The organism is Terribacillus sp. JSM ZJ617, assembly GCF_044383785.1.
In the GTDB taxonomy this organism is placed as follows: Bacteria; Bacillota; Bacilli; order Bacillales; family Amphibacillaceae; genus Terribacillus.
On sequence record NZ_JBISEQ010000005.1, the window covers coordinates 1 to 13960 of the forward strand.

The 13960-nt window shown below is 44.0% G+C and carries 15 protein-coding genes; 12 read left to right on the forward strand and 3 right to left on the reverse strand.

Going from position 1 to position 13960, the window contains the following annotated elements; genetic code table 11:
• Window positions 1-121: 121 nt before the first annotated feature.
• Window positions 122-904: a hypothetical protein gene (locus ACH6C1_RS15415; protein WP_374078619.1), complete on the reverse strand. Its 783-nt coding sequence runs from the start codon at window positions 902-904 to the stop codon at window positions 122-124.
• 143 nt (window positions 905-1047) lie between these two features.
• Between ACH6C1_RS15415 and tsaE the strand changes: the two genes are divergently transcribed.
• Genes tsaE through tsaD form a run of 4 tightly spaced genes read left to right on the forward strand, consistent with a single transcriptional unit; the run spans window position 1048 to window position 3645 of the window.
• On the forward strand, window positions 1048-1500 hold the full coding sequence (gene tsaE / locus ACH6C1_RS15420) for a tRNA (adenosine(37)-N6)-threonylcarbamoyltransferase complex ATPase subunit type 1 TsaE (RefSeq protein WP_366248771.1): 453 nt from the start codon (window positions 1048-1050) through the stop codon (window positions 1498-1500).
• A complete protein-coding gene (gene tsaB, locus ACH6C1_RS15425) occupies window positions 1497-2195 on the forward strand; it encodes a tRNA (adenosine(37)-N6)-threonylcarbamoyltransferase complex dimerization subunit type 1 TsaB (protein WP_374078622.1) in 699 nt (232 codons plus the stop codon). Before tsaE ends, tsaB begins: the two co-directional genes overlap by 4 nt.
• Window positions 2192-2641 carry a ribosomal protein S18-alanine N-acetyltransferase gene (gene rimI / locus ACH6C1_RS15430; RefSeq protein ID WP_374078979.1) on the forward strand — a complete coding sequence of 150 codons (450 nt, stop codon included), beginning with the start codon at window positions 2192-2194 and terminating at the stop codon, window positions 2639-2641. Before tsaB ends, rimI begins: the two co-directional genes overlap by 4 nt.
• The gene (tsaD, locus tag ACH6C1_RS15435; protein ID WP_374078624.1) at window positions 2638-3645 is read left to right on the forward strand and encodes a tRNA (adenosine(37)-N6)-threonylcarbamoyltransferase complex transferase subunit TsaD; all 1008 of its coding nucleotides are present in this window, start codon (window positions 2638-2640) and stop codon (window positions 3643-3645) included. The genes rimI and tsaD overlap by 4 nt, the downstream gene beginning before the upstream one ends.
• A 196-nt stretch (window positions 3646-3841) precedes the next feature.
• Here tsaD and ACH6C1_RS15440 read toward each other — a convergent pair whose 3' ends face one another.
• Window positions 3842-5797 carry an ABC-F family ATP-binding cassette domain-containing protein gene (locus ACH6C1_RS15440; RefSeq protein ID WP_374078626.1) on the reverse strand — a complete coding sequence of 652 codons (1956 nt, stop codon included), beginning with the start codon at window positions 5795-5797 and terminating at the stop codon, window positions 3842-3844.
• A 439-nt stretch (window positions 5798-6236) separates the two neighbouring features.
• Here ACH6C1_RS15440 and ACH6C1_RS15445 point away from each other — a divergent pair, with 439 nt between their 5' ends.
• From ACH6C1_RS15445 to ACH6C1_RS15455, 3 genes are all read left to right on the forward strand, one after another.
• Complete coding sequence (locus ACH6C1_RS15445) at window positions 6237-6863, forward strand: redox-sensing transcriptional repressor Rex (protein ID WP_095223261.1); 627 nt, start codon at window positions 6237-6239, stop codon at window positions 6861-6863.
• A 138-nt stretch (window positions 6864-7001) separates the two neighbouring features.
• Window positions 7002-7727 carry an ABC transporter ATP-binding protein gene (locus ACH6C1_RS15450; protein ID WP_374078628.1) on the forward strand — a complete coding sequence of 242 codons (726 nt, stop codon included), beginning with the start codon at window positions 7002-7004 and terminating at the stop codon, window positions 7725-7727.
• Entirely contained in the window at window positions 7724-8470 is a 747-nt protein-coding gene (locus ACH6C1_RS15455) for an ABC transporter permease (protein WP_095223263.1), read from the forward strand. Before ACH6C1_RS15450 ends, ACH6C1_RS15455 begins: the two co-directional genes overlap by 4 nt.
• Window positions 8471-8729: 259 nt before the next feature.
• Here ACH6C1_RS15455 and ACH6C1_RS15460 read toward each other — a convergent pair whose 3' ends face one another.
• The gene (locus ACH6C1_RS15460) at window positions 8730-8921 is read right to left on the reverse strand and encodes a hypothetical protein (RefSeq protein ID WP_374078630.1); all 192 of its coding nucleotides are present in this window, start codon (window positions 8919-8921) and stop codon (window positions 8730-8732) included.
• A gap of 174 nt (window positions 8922-9095) precedes the next feature.
• On the opposite strand from ACH6C1_RS15460, the gene ACH6C1_RS15465 reads away from it, so the two are divergent.
• From ACH6C1_RS15465 to ACH6C1_RS15485, 5 genes are all read left to right on the forward strand, one after another.
• Window positions 9096-9518: a universal stress protein gene (locus tag ACH6C1_RS15465; protein ID WP_374078631.1), complete on the forward strand. Its 423-nt coding sequence runs from the start codon at window positions 9096-9098 to the stop codon at window positions 9516-9518.
• 43 nt (window positions 9519-9561) lie between these two features.
• Window positions 9562-10995 carry an MDR family MFS transporter gene (locus ACH6C1_RS15470; RefSeq protein WP_374078632.1) on the forward strand — a complete coding sequence of 478 codons (1434 nt, stop codon included), beginning with the start codon at window positions 9562-9564 and terminating at the stop codon, window positions 10993-10995.
• An 857-nt stretch (window positions 10996-11852) separates the two neighbouring features.
• Window positions 11853-12560: a Crp/Fnr family transcriptional regulator gene (locus ACH6C1_RS15475; protein WP_095223267.1), complete on the forward strand. Its 708-nt coding sequence runs from the start codon at window positions 11853-11855 to the stop codon at window positions 12558-12560.
• A 123-nt stretch (window positions 12561-12683) separates the two neighbouring features.
• On the forward strand, window positions 12684-13013 hold the full coding sequence (locus tag ACH6C1_RS15480; protein WP_374078635.1) for a putative quinol monooxygenase: 330 nt from the start codon (window positions 12684-12686) through the stop codon (window positions 13011-13013).
• Between the two features lie 66 nt (window positions 13014-13079).
• A complete protein-coding gene (locus tag ACH6C1_RS15485; protein ID WP_374078637.1) occupies window positions 13080-13826 on the forward strand; it encodes an SDR family NAD(P)-dependent oxidoreductase in 747 nt (248 codons plus the stop codon).
• Window positions 13827-13960: the final 134 nt, after the last annotated feature.

Genomic DNA, 13960 nt, shown 5'->3' on the forward strand with positions numbered 1-13960 from the left:
GTCCGGTAGTTCAGTTGGTTAGAATGCCTGCCTGTCACGCAGGAGGTCGCGGGTTCGAGTCCCGTCCGGACCGCCATACATAAAACGTTCAAAAGCTTTAGGATTACTCCTAAAGCTTTTTTTATATGTTTATTTCCCATCCGATCAATGTAATGCTTTCTGCTGCACCTGCAGCCTGGGCATTTGCAAGCATTGTCCGCATAAAATGCGGCATGCTCTCGCTCTTATTAAAAGCGCTCTGAAGCCGGGAGGCACTTTTATATGGAGATACAGGAAAGCACTGTAATCCGATTGTGGAGAGCAGGATATGGTTGCTTCCGCTTGAAAGAGGAACACTTCCCATATTAAAGACGGGTACTACTTGATCAAACGTATTATCAGCACCAATTTTACCTGCACTGTTTTGCTGATTCAGCTGGACAGAATTGTAGTGATTTGGAGATGGTAATAGATGATAAAGCGAATTTTCCCCAATGGATAACCAATATAGATAACCTGCTTTACGTACGGCTATTAAGCAAGAAGCATTACCGTTCACCTTAGCTGCTGTAGAACGGAATCGTACGCTGTTGAACATACTCATCAGAAAGCTGTCTATCTTTTTTATAGCGCTTGAAACATCTTCATCAAGCGTCTCTGTGATCTTCCTTTGTCTGAGTATGAGGGAGTCCGCAATGAAGGCTGCGCTTTCTACTGTATGCTGTGCCGCCATGACAACTGCAAGCTCCCAATCGGATCCTGTAAGGATAAGACAAGCATTCTCGTTTTTATAAGCACCATGGGCGATGCTTCCGCCGAAGCGTCCGATCCAGACATGCTGGTATCCGCTCAGATCGACTTGGTCCAGATAGGATTTCATCTCACCATTCCAGCTGTAGTTGTACATTTGCTCTAATGCTTCCATATGCATACTCCTTTATTGGCTGATAATATAAGTATTCTCCACAAATCGAAGAAAGCCTTTTTGTTTCTGTGCTTTTGCTTTTAGGCTATATTTTGCTATGATGAATAGATGAACAAAGAATGAAAGTGAGTCAGGTGACGGTTATGACCCAAATTATAAAGAAGATGCATACAATAGAAGATACCAATTCGTTTGGCCGAAAGCTTGCCGAACTGCTTCAGCCTGGAGATATGATCACGATGGAAGGAGACCTTGGTGCAGGAAAGACGACACTGACTAAAGCAATTGGTGCAGGTCTAGGGGTGAAACGGACGATAAACAGTCCTACTTTCACTATCATCAAGGAATATGAAGGACGTCTGCCTCTATATCATATGGATGTTTACCGGTTAGAGGACAGCGATGAAGATATCGGTTTCGAAGAATATTTTTCAGGGGAGGGTGTTTCCATTGTGGAATGGGCACAATTCATTGAAGATTACTTGCCGAAAGAACGACTGGAGCTTACGCTCAAGCATGATGGAGAAGCAAGAACAGTCTTGCTGCAGCCGATTGGTGAACGTTATGAAAAGCTTTGTAAGGAGTTAACGGAATGAATATATTAGCGATGGATACTTCCAATCAGCTGCTTGGAGTAGCGATTGTGAAAGATGGAGTGACACTAGGCGAACATGTCATGCATGGACACCGTGATCACTCAGTTCGATTGCTTCCGGCAATCGAGCAATTGATGAAGGAAACAAAAATGACTCCTGCTGATCTGGATCGAATTGTCGTTGGCCAGGGACCTGGATCATACACGGGAGTTCGAATCAGTATGTCAACTGCGAAAACAATGGCATGGGCACTTGGCATCGATGTTATCGGTGTTTCAAGTCTGGAAGGTCTTGCACATCAAGGAGAGCTATTCTCGGGGTATATCTGTCCTTTCTTCGATGCACGCAGGGGTCAAGTATATACGGCCCTGTACACCAGTAATAGTGATTCATTTGAACAAGTAGAAGAAACCGTCAATCCGCTATTCTCAAATTGGCTGGAACAGCTGCGGGAAAAAGGGGAAAGGATATTGTTTCTAAGCCCTGATATCGACATGTATCGCAGTATGATCATGGAAGTACTGGGTGATCAAGCCGTAATCCCGGAAGCTGCTGTACATTATGCTCGTCCCTCTGTACTTGCTCAAATAGGAGCGGCAAGGAAAACAGATGATGTACACCAAATCGTACCGAATTATGTTCGTATGACAGAGGCGGAATCAAATTGGCTAAAGCAGCAGGAGCAGCAGAAGTGAGCGCACAGGTTTCCGTACGCCCGATGCGATTAGCCGATGTGCCAGCTGTTCATACAATCGAGACAGCATCTTTTGCAACTCCATGGACCATCGATATCTTTGAACGTGAGATAACGGAGAATACGTTTGCTAATTATTTTGTCATTGAAAGTGACGGTGTGATTGCTGGTTATTGCGGGATGTGGCTCGTCATCGATGAAGCACAGATCACGAATATTGCTATCCTGCCGAATTTTCGAGGACAGAAACTGGGTGAGAAGCTATTTGCTCATGTGATGGAACAGGCAATACTTGCAGGGGCTTATCGTTTATCTCTTGAGGTACGTGTATCTAATATACCGGCACAGTATTTATATAGGAAATTTGGTTTAGTACCAGGCGGTATCCGAAAAAACTATTATACAGACAATCAGGAAGACGCGATTGTAATGTGGGTGAATTTATGAAAACATCAGAACTTATCTTAGCTATAGAAACAAGCTGTGATGAAACAGCCGCAGCAGTCATCGAAGGAGGCAGGATCATCAGATCCAATATTGTTGCTTCCCAAATCGAAAGTCATAAGCGTTTTGGCGGTGTTGTTCCGGAAATTGCGTCAAGGCACCATGTGGAACAGATTACGCTCGTCATTGAAGAGGCTATCGAGCAAGCTGGAATCCAGAAAGAAGAATTGGATGCTATTGCTGTGACTCAGGGACCTGGTCTTATCGGCGCATTGCTTGTCGGGGTGAATGCCGCCAAAGCGCTGGCATTCTCCATCGGCAAACCGCTGATTGGCGTCCACCACATAGCAGGACATATCTATGCCAACCGTTTGGAGCAGGAGTTCGAGTTCCCGCTGCTGGCATTGGTGGTTTCTGGCGGTCATACAGAGCTTGTTCTTATGAAAGAACATGGCAGCTTTGAAGTAATCGGGGAGACCCGTGACGATGCAGCTGGTGAGGCTTATGACAAGGTAGCCAGGACATTGAAGCTGCCTTATCCAGGAGGCCCACGCATTGATAAGCTGGCAGCAGAAGGCGAGCAATCGATCGATTTCCCTCGTGCCTGGCTCGAGCCGGAGAGCTATGATTTCAGCTTTTCAGGTTTGAAGTCTGCGGTCATCAACACATTGCATAATGCTAAGCAAAAAGGACAAACGTTGGAGCCAGCAGATGTCGCCGCAAGCTTCCAAGCCAGCGTAGTGGATGTGCTTGTAGGGAAGACGATCCGAGCGGCCGAAGCATTTGGCGCTAAGCAAGTTATTGTTGCAGGTGGTGTTGCTGCTAATAGAGGTCTGCGCGCTTCTTTGGAAGAAGTGTTTGCGGACAAGCAAGCTGATCTGCTTATCCCGCCGCTTGCTTTATGCACGGATAACGCAGCCATGATTGGTGCAGCTGCATCCATTCTTTATCAGCAAGAGAAATTCGCTGATCTATCAATGAATGCAAAGGCATCCATGCCGTTATAATAAAAAGCATCGTTTTCATGAAGAAAACGATGCTTTTTTTATTCACATTATATATTCTGAATTGTGTATAACTTATTGAAACCCACTATTAGTACCAGGTAAAGAAGTGGATAAATCAGTGGGGAAACTCTGTGGATTCTGTGGATATTGTGTATAACCTTGTGTATATCCCATTAAATCAACAATGAAAACGCATTTAGTCTTGTGTATAACTTTCTTGTTCTTCGCTAAGTGTTTCCCATTCCTCCATCACTTCCAGAAGTGTTGCCTGAAGTTCTTCATTCTTTTCAGTGATTTCCTGGGCCTTCTGATAATCCTGGAAAATGTCCGGATCTGTGAGCAAAGTCTCATTGCTTTCAATCTCAGTCTCCAGTTCGGCTATCTTCTCTTCCAGCTCCGAAATGCGTCGTTCCCGTTTCCGTATTTCCCGCTTTACTGCCTTATCTTGATGATAAGAGGATTTGCTCTCCTGTGTAGCAGTTGTTTGCTTCGTTTCTGCAGCAGAAGCCTCCAGAGCAGCAATTTCCTGCTTCTCCTGTTTCTTTTCGATAAAATAATCATAGTTGCCCAAGTAGGATATAATCTGCTTGTCCGCCATTTCCAGTACTTGTGTGGAAACTTTATTCATGAAGTATCGGTCATGTGAGACAAAGAGTATAGTACCCGGATAGTCGGCTAATGCACTTTCCAATACTTCCTTGCTGTCTAAATCAAGGTGGTTGGTCGGTTCATCCATGATCAAGAGATTGGATTTCTGCATCATCAGCTTCGCAAGGGCAAGACGTGCTTTTTCACCCCCGCTTAGCGTGTTGACGACTTTGAGGACATCATCGCCAGTGAACAGGAAATTGCCGAGAATTGTGCGGATATCCTTTTCATCCATAAGTGGATACTCATCCCATAGCTCGGCAAGGACACTCTTCGAGGAATGCAATTCTGTCTGCTCCTGGTCGTAATAGCCGATGCTGACGCCTGTCCCAAGTTCCACATGACCGGACTTAGCAGGCAGCTTTCCAATGATAGTCTTGAGCAAAGTCGTCTTACCAGTTCCATTTGGTCCAGTAAGAGCAATGCGGTCTTGACGATTCATATGGAAGGTAACGTGTTCGAAGACAGGGGAGGTACTTTCCGGATACTGATAGGACAAGTCCTTTACCTTCAATACATCATTACCGCTCCGCCGATCAATATCAAATGTGAGTTTCGCAGAAGATGCATCATGAAGCGGCCGGTCGATTTTCTCCATCTTTTCCAGCTGTTTGCGTCTGCTTTGCGCGCGCTTTGTCGTTGTGGCACGTGCGATGTTCTTTTGGACGAATTCTTCCATCTTTTTAATTTCGGACTGCTGCTTCTCGTATTGCTTCAGCTCCCGCTCGAAATTGGCAGCTTTCTGTTCAAGATAGTTACTGTAATTTCCTTTATAACGAACAGAGTGATTATGAGCTATCTCAATGACGGTATTGACGGTTTTGTCGAGAAAGTAACGGTCGTGCGATACAACTACGACAGCACCCTGATAGCTGCTCAAATATCCTTCCAGCCAGTCCAAGGTAGAAATGTCCAAGTGGTTAGTCGGCTCATCCAGTATTAACACGTCCGGTTTCTGGAGAAGAAGCTTACCTAAAGCAAGTCGCGTCTTTTGACCGCCGCTTAATGAACCTATCGGTGTGGACAAGTCCTTATCTCCGAATCTCAAACCGTTCAGTACAGAACGGATATCTGCTTCATACTGATAGCCTCCGTTCAAGCGGAAGGCCTGCTGTTTAGTATCATAATTGGTTAGAAGCTGCTGGTAGGCAGTCTCGTCTGAAATAAGTTCAGGATCTCCCATCCTTGCTTCCAGACGGCGCAGCTCCTCCTCCTGCTGTATAAGATCTGCAAAGACAGTTTTCATTTCTTCCAGGATGCTTTTTTCAGACTCCAAGCCGGTATGCTGCTCCAAATACCCAAGAGTGGCATCCTTTGCTAAAAATACATTTCCTTCGTCATAGCTTAATTCCCCTGCAAGGATCTTCAGCAAGGTAGATTTTCCTGCACCGTTTCGTCCGACAATGGCTAATCGGTCCTGTGTTTGTACTTCCAGTTTTATATTGGATAAAATGACGTCTGCGCCAAATAGTTTCGTTATATTGTTCGCTTGCAATAAAATCATTCTGTTCACCTCATACTATCAGTGTATCCTATGTGACAAAACAGTAGCAAGCACCGAATTCCTGCGCTTTTCGCTTTCATGCGGATGGACATCAGAAATGAATTTGTTAAAATGGAGACAAGGTATGTCTTTGTGAATCTGTACAAGACTTTCCTTCTCAAATCTGTTAGAATAAGTTGTTAACTATAATCGTACTTTGTGAAAGTATCATATGTAACAATTCAAGGACGAAGCCGCAGGCAGCATCTGCAACTCCTTACAGATGCGAGAAAGGAACCTGTCTGCATCCATTATTCCATTATTTAGGAACAAGTGCTGATCATATACGAAAGAAGGTAACAGAACGAAAGCGTTCTAGTCCGATAGGCCTTTTTGATCAGCTGCATGGCTGCACGAAGTTCCCTTCTGGAAGCTGCAGGCTTTAGGAGGATAAATGAGCATGTATATGGACCAAAATAAAATACCAAAAGCTACGGCAAAGCGGCTGCCGCTTTATTATCGATTTCTCAACAGTCTGCATCTGCAGGGGAAGACAAGAGTCTCTTCAAAAGAACTCAGTGAATCGGTTAAAGTAGACTCAGCTACAATCCGCCGGGACTTTTCCTATTTCGGAGCACTTGGCAAAAAAGGCTATGGTTATAATGTAGAGTACTTGCTGAACTTCTTTCGGAAAACACTAGATCAAGATGAGATCACAAGAGTGGCGCTGATCGGGGTCGGTAATCTTGGAACAGCTTTTCTGAATTATAACTTTACGAAGAATAACAATACAAAAATAGAAATGGCTTTCGATACGGATCCAGGAAAAGTTGATCATAATATCGGTGGTGTCCCTGTATACCATATCGACGATCTGGAACAATATATCAGCAATGTTAGTGCAGCGATCCTGACGGTGCCAGCGCATGCTGCACAAGCAATCACCGATCGTCTTGTCGAGTGCGGTATTGCTGGAATCCTGAACTTTACGCCAGCGCGTATTGCGGTACCGAGCAATATTCGTGTTCACCATATCGACTTGGCTATTGAATTGCAGTCATTAGTTTATTTCTTGAAGCATTATTAATTCTAGCACCTCTCAAGCAGAGGTGCTTTTTCTTTAGAAAGACAAACTGGAATCAATTTATGTTTTTATCATATCATTCACGGCTAAATCAAGATCAGGCAGAGAAACTAGAAATGTAAGCTGAAGGGAAGTGTAAGCATGGAGCATCAAGAAGCCATCACATTAGAGAATGTGACGTATGAAACGGAGAAAAACCATATCATCCACGATATTACAGGTGCGTTCACAAAGGGGAAGATTACAGCAATAATCGGCCCATCAGGCGCAGGGAAAACGACACTTTTTCGATTATGCAATGGATTACTGTCACCCTCAGGCGGAAATATCCTGATCGATGGGAAGGAAATCATAACGTTTGATCCTGTGAGCTTACGCCGCCATGTTGGTGTTGTTCTCCAACAAGCAATCATGCTTGAAGGAAGCGTTCGTGATAATCTGGCATTGCCATTACAGCTCTCTGAAAAGGAGCTGTCTGATGATGAGGCAGAGCGGATGATACAGTTGGTAGGCTTGGAACCTGATATCTTGAATCAAAATAGCAGGGATTTATCAGGCGGACAGAAGCAGAAGGTCTCTATTGCTAGAACACTGCTGAATGAGCCGGGGATTTTACTGCTGGATGAAATCACCTCTTCCTTGGATCGAGTTTCTAGGCAGGATATTGAGAATCTGATGAAGCGGGTCAATAGAGAGAATGGAACGACGATCATCTGGATCACGCATAACTTGGAACAAGCAAAGACGGTTGCAGATGAAGTCTGGGTCATGATGAATGGCACTATTGCCGAAGCAGGACCGATTGCCATACTTGACCATCCAGAGAATGATGCCGTTAAGCACTTTGTCATGGAGGAGGAAAAATGAATGCACTTGCTTTGTTACTCACTCTGATATTTGTCCTTATCCCACTTTTCTTATCTAAGACATTACAACTGGGACTCGAAAAAGATACGGTCATTGCAACAGTACGTTCCATTATCCAGCTGTTTGCAGTTGGCTATGTACTGCAGTTTATCTTCGATTCCGGTAATATTCTTTATATTTTCCTGATGGTGGCGCTCATGATCGGTGCAGCAGTACAGAATGCAAGAAAAAAAGGTGCATCTATCAGGGGCATTACATGGAAACTGGTGCTTACATTCGTGGTAATCGAAGTACTGACACAAGGGATTCTTTTAGGACTCCAGATTACTCCTCCAACTGCACAATATATCATCCCATTAAGCGGAATGGTTATAGGGAATTCGATGGTGCTAGGTATTTTGTTTTTGAATCGCTTCACTTCTGAAGTGGCATCCAGAAGAGAGGAAACAGAGCTTATCCTTTCCTTAGGCGGCACACCGAAGCAAGCGATTCAACGCTCCCTGCTGGCATCCATTAAGGCAAGCACTATTCCCACGATAGAAAGCCAAAAAACGATCGGGCTAGTTCAGCTGCCAGGTATGATGAGCGGTCAAATCATTGCCGGAGCAGATCCGCTCCAGGCAGTTATGTTCCAGCTCCTGATTCTCTTCCTGCTGCTTACAACAGCCATTGTGACAAGTATCTTGCTAGGCTTCTTGTCGTATCCAACGAAGTTTAATGAACGGATGCAGGTTATTGATTAGAAAATACATGAAGTTGTCAATACCGCAAGAAAAGCCGCCTATATAAAAAGGACGGCTTTTCTTGTTCTACAATGGAAAAGGTTCAAACTCACTGCCAATTATAGTGCCATCATACACAAAACTGACCGTACTGCCATCCTGCCATACGCCGATCATAATTGTCTACTGCTCCATACAGAATCAGCGTGGCATCAAGGGCTTGATAGGAAGCTTCAGGACTCATTTCCTCTCGTTTGCATGTGTTGATGCATTTCAGTATTTAATCGATCCGCTCCTTATCTGTAACTGTCACAGATGATTTAATGGCTTCTGGAGCATACACCTCGATCTGTCCTATAGTATCTTCAATAAGTGCATCCTGCTTAAAAGGTTTGAAAGCAGCAAATATCCAGACAGTGACTCCGGTAAGCAAGAGAAAGATGATAAGGAAACGGATGGTCTTGGTAAGCAAGCAAAATCCCCCTAAAGTCTTTTCTTCATCATCTCACACTTTTCCAAAATGGAATTTAGTGTTATTGTTAATTTCATACAAATAAATTTCGGGTATCGAAGTATTAGCGACTCCTCGTTTGTTAGCGCTGTTTTAAGGGAAAAGCCTACTATAATAGTTGTAGGAGGCGCTAGTATGTATGAGAAAATCCTATTGGCTGTCGACGGTTCAGAGCACTCAATGAGAGCGACAGAAGAAGTAATTAAAATCTGTCAGGCCAGCACAGAGCCTGTACAGCTGGAAGTTACCCACGTCATACAAGATATAAAAAATAGCGAGATTGTGCTGCAGCAGGTAAAGCCGGATGATAGGAACCGGGACGGAGAACTTCGTATCCAGTCAAATGAAGCGGAACTGCAGAATGCGAATATTCCCTATACTCGTACCATCGAACGTGGAGATGCCGGTAGAACAATTGCCAATATGGCAAACAATGGTGGGTTTGACTTGGTTGTACTTGGAACAAGAGGTTTAAATGGCTTTCAGAAGCTTGTGGTTGGAAGTGTAAGTACAGAAGTGATCAAAAGAGCGAATTGCCCAGTGTTGGTCGTAAAATAGGAAGCGTTACCAACTGGAGTGAAACGCAAAAACAGTTGGGAGTATGCATGTGAGCAAACTAGAATCCAAGTGGTTGGTCGTTGTAGCTGTCCTTTTTGGGACTTTTACTGTTATTTTGAACAATAGTATGCTGAATCCGGCGCTGCCATCATTGATTTCTACATTCGATGCCAATGCTGTCAGTGTCGGCTGGATACTGACGATATTCATGGTTGCAATGGGGATGACGATGCCTGTTACCGGCTACCTTGGGGATCGGTTCGGGAAAAAAAGTATTTACTTATTGGGCCTTGTTGTATTCCTTGCAGGGTCCATCTTCGGTATTTTTTCCGGCAGTCTGCCATTTGTCATTACGGCGCGTTTTATTCAAGGAATCGGCGGTGGATTGATGATGCCGATATCAATGGCACTCATATTCCAGGCCTTCCCGAAGCAGGAGCGCGGACTTGCAGTCGGTGTATATGGTGTAGCGGCAATGGTAGCTCCAGCAATCGGCCCGACGATTGGCGGTGTGCTGATTGCTTACTTACCATGGCCGTTCCTATTCGCTTTTAATTTGCCGTTCGGTCTTCTCGGTTTACTGATGGCTAGTCGCTACTTGAAATCCACAGCCGCTGATCCAAAACGCCGCTTCGACAAGGGTGGTTTTGTATTCGTTACGCTTGGTATCGGTTTAGTTTTGTACGCACTGGGCCGCGGACAGACACTGGATGTGCTTGTATCGCCATCTAACCTTGCGTTGATAGCAGCGGGGATACTAGCTATTGCGATTTTTGTTTTTTATGAGCGGCGGAAAGAGCAGCCGTTATTGGAGCTCTCACTGTTCCGTAATCCAAGCTATACAGTTTCGATACTTGTAACAGCGACAGCGTCCATTGGACTATTTTCTGGGATATTCCTGCTGCCATTATTGATTCAGAATGTGTACGGACTTAGTGAGATCCAGACAGGGCTCCTATTCTTACCGGCAGCATTATTCAGCGGGGCCATGATGTCATTGGGCGGGAAGCTTTTAGATAAAAAAGGGCCGCGCTGGGTAGTGCCTCCGGGGCTGCTGATTTTGGCGATAGCTACTTTTCTGATTGGAAACCTTAGTCTGTCTACGCCATTCTGGCTCATCCTGGTAATCAATATGCTTCGGGGTGCAGGACTCGGTCTCAGCAATATGCCTGCAACGACTGCAGGGATGAACGACATACCAGAACATCTTGTATCCCAAGGCTCTGCGATGAACAATGTGTTACGGCAAATATCTTCCGCCTTCGGTATTGTGTTCTTCAGCATCTACTTTGAAGTGCGCCGAGCGCATCTCACAGCTGCAGGAGAAGCAGTCCAACAGGCGAGCTTACAGACAATCAATGAGGCTTTTGTATTTTCCGGAATATTAATTCTCATTATGGTGCCGATATCTTTCATTATGCGTTATAAAACAGGGAAGGAGCAGGAACACAAAGCCAAAGAAGTTTCCAATGGTTGAAGTAAAATCAAGCAACCGATAGTACGGAACGTAGATTGAGGCTTAGAGGGGAAAGCATTTCCCGGGAAACTGGCCTGGTCAAAAGGAGAATCCTTAAAATTGACTTAAAAAAATAACCTCTGAAGCAATCAAATGCTCCAGAGGTTATTTTTAAGTCTTCGTCTTTGCCTTTGCCTTCAAGGGCAGCAATATATAGCTGTTTCATTTGCTCAACAGATGTCTCCCGCGGATTTGTGCCAGTACAAGGATCTGTAACTGCATTAGCGGCCATGTCTTTACGTGGTCGTAGAACACCCACATCGCTTTGGGAGCACCGCCGCCGATTCCAATAACCCAGTCCGCCGAATTCTTTAGATGCTTTTATAGTTAAATATAATAAGATACCCATCCTGCCGGTGACAGGATGTTTTTCTCATTTGACGGATTGTGTAATATGCAATGCGATAGCTAAAAACAAAGTAGTCCAATGAATTGATTTGTGAAAAAAAGAAAGTTTAAGAGGAGGAGTAAAGTATGACGATTTAACTATGATGGCAGAACTGACTAGTTTTAAAATAAATATAAACAAGCACTTAGGTTCTTAGATTTAGGGAATCAAGCAGAGGGATCTCTGAAGGGACTGGGAAGCATTTTATGAGGATAGTGTCCTTATGTGGGAGGCTCTGTTTAATGAAGCGCATTTAAAAAGTGAGGAACTTGGTGAGGTTCTTACTCCTCTTTAAATTCTATGAAAAAAGCTTTGTAATCTGGATTACAGAAAATTAAATTAAGGTGGTTTATGATGAATGTAACACTCCGCTATAGATTATGTTATACGAGGAACGGATGTCATTCACAATATTGAAAGGAGAGGCAGAATGTTACATTATAAGGCGATGGAAAATATAGAATCGTTTTTGCCACAAATAAAGATATTTGAATCGCTACCGGTAGAAATTATCCGTGAAATCGAACAATTGGTAACAAAATCAAATACGTATAAGCTTTCAAAAAATTCTATTCTTCAGACGCCCGGAAATGAAAGGAAAGGATTATTTTTCGTAATAGCCGGTAAACTTCGCTTGTACAAAACCAATTCGGACGGCAAACAACATACGGTCTGCATCCTAAGTGAAGGCGGCATGTTCGGTGAAGTTGAAACGTTTTCATTGGGCACAACAGGGGCTTATGTGGAGACGATGGAAGACTCGATTGTTTTTTCGATTCCGACTGAACAATTCGAACCTCTCTTAAGAAAGTATCCTGAATTATCTTTACGATTTTTATCAGAAATAAGCAAACGCCTGCGAGATCAGGAGGAATTGGTGGAAAAATTGGTTTTTAGGGATCTACGTGGTAAAGTGCTTTACTTTCTCCACCGACTATCTAAGAAGTTCGGAATAGAAGAAAGTGGATACCTAAAAATAGATATTCCGTTGACTCATCAAGAATTGGCCAATATGATCGGTGCCACAAGAGAAGCTGTATCGATTATCTTACAAGAACTATCGAATGAAGGTATTATCGTGACCAGCCGTAGAATGGTCATGGTTCATATCGGAAAAGCGATGAAAGAACTAGCTTGATTTCATGACTCGTATGAATTTCCATTCGAATGTATGCTTTCGGCGTAATCTACATTACTGATGAATTCTTCATCTAGCCTTATGATAAATGGCGTAACGGAAACTTATAGGAGGGGAGTCAACATGACCAATCAACAAGTTCAGCTCAATATTCGATTCAAAGCTAAACCAGGGAAAAAAGAAGAATTCCGCAAGGAGCTATCTTCCCTTATTGAGGAGATGTCAACCGAAAAGGCATTTATTAGTGCCATTGTATCAGACGATCTGGATCAACCGGATGACTTGATCATTTATGAAACATGGCAAGGCACGAAAGATAGCTGGCTTGCAGAAGAATTTGTTAAACCATACCGCAAGAATTACGAAGGAAGACTGGGTGATCTGATTGTGGATAGAAGCGTCAGCTGGCTGCAACCGACGGGCGAATGGGGAAGTCATATAAAGAATGCGTGACGACGTTGAAATGTTAACGTTTTAAGGTCTGGGCCGATACAAAAATATTATGGGAGGCATATAGATATGGGGAGATTTGAAGGAAAGGTAGTAGTTGTCACCGGAGGAACAAGCGGTATCGGACTTACGACGGCACAACGATTTGTTTCTGAAGGGGCCTACGTATTCATTACCGGCCGTAGACAAATGGAGCTGGAAGCAGCTGTAAAATTGCTTGGTGAACGCGTTACCGGCGTTCAAGGTGACATTTCCAATTTGAAGGATTTGGACAAACTGTTTGATAAGGTTAAGCAGGAGAAAGGACATCTGGATATTCTCTTCGCAAACGCTGGAATTGGCAGCATTCTACCCTTAAGTAAAATTACGGAAGAGCAGTACAACACGACTTTCGGAGTGAACGTAAAGGGTACTTTATTCACCATACAAAAGGCTTTGCCACTGTTTCCAGATATGACAGGAACCATCATCTTAACGGGATCGACGGCTGGTACGATCGGCGATCCAGGATTTAGTGTCTACGGAGGTAGTAAGGCGGCTCTCCGTCAGATGGCGAGGAGCTGGATAATGGATTTGAAAGGTACAGGGATTCGACTTAATGTACTGAGCCCTGGCGGCGTTCATACTCCTGCTTATGATGATATGTTTGGCGAGGCGGTAGATCAAGTCCTTGAATCAGCGAAGAATACCGTTCCGCTAAGCCGCATGGGCAAGACGGAGGAGATTGCCGACGCGGTTATGTTTCTGGCCTCGGAGGAAAGCAGCTATGTGAACGGCATCGAATTGTTCGTAGATGGCGGGATGGCTCAAGTCTGACCGTGAATAAGAACGATGAGTAGTCATATTTAAGCAGTTCCTAATAAGCCATGTATCAAAATGGAACTCTGAAGCTGGTAGGTCATACAGGGAGTGTGATAAGTTCTTGGAAGTAGTGCTTGGGCTTTCCAAAA

Coding starts and splice junctions, on each gene's coding strand:
- tsaD (WP_374078624.1), top strand. CDS start 2,638: ATGAAAACATCAGAACTTATCTTAGCTATAGAAACAAGCTGTGATGAA.
- tsaB (WP_374078622.1), top strand. CDS start 1,497: ATGAATATATTAGCGATGGATACTTCCAATCAGCTGCTTGGAGTAGCG.
- ACH6C1_RS15480 (WP_374078635.1), top strand. CDS start 12,684: ATGACCAATCAACAAGTTCAGCTCAATATTCGATTCAAAGCTAAACCA.
- ACH6C1_RS15440 (WP_374078626.1), bottom strand. CDS start 5,797: ATGATTTTATTGCAAGCGAACAATATAACGAAACTATTTGGCGCAGAC.
- ACH6C1_RS15485 (WP_374078637.1), top strand. CDS start 13,080: ATGGGGAGATTTGAAGGAAAGGTAGTAGTTGTCACCGGAGGAACAAGC.
- ACH6C1_RS15450 (WP_374078628.1), top strand. CDS start 7,002: ATGGAGCATCAAGAAGCCATCACATTAGAGAATGTGACGTATGAAACG.
- ACH6C1_RS15445 (WP_095223261.1), top strand. CDS start 6,237: ATGTATATGGACCAAAATAAAATACCAAAAGCTACGGCAAAGCGGCTG.
- ACH6C1_RS15465 (WP_374078631.1), top strand. CDS start 9,096: ATGTATGAGAAAATCCTATTGGCTGTCGACGGTTCAGAGCACTCAATG.
- ACH6C1_RS15475 (WP_095223267.1), top strand. CDS start 11,853: ATGTTACATTATAAGGCGATGGAAAATATAGAATCGTTTTTGCCACAA.
- tsaE (WP_366248771.1), top strand. CDS start 1,048: ATGACCCAAATTATAAAGAAGATGCATACAATAGAAGATACCAATTCG.
- ACH6C1_RS15470 (WP_374078632.1), top strand. CDS start 9,562: ATGCATGTGAGCAAACTAGAATCCAAGTGGTTGGTCGTTGTAGCTGTC.
- ACH6C1_RS15415 (WP_374078619.1), bottom strand. CDS start 904: ATGGAAGCATTAGAGCAAATGTACAACTACAGCTGGAATGGTGAGATG.
- ACH6C1_RS15455 (WP_095223263.1), top strand. CDS start 7,724: ATGAATGCACTTGCTTTGTTACTCACTCTGATATTTGTCCTTATCCCA.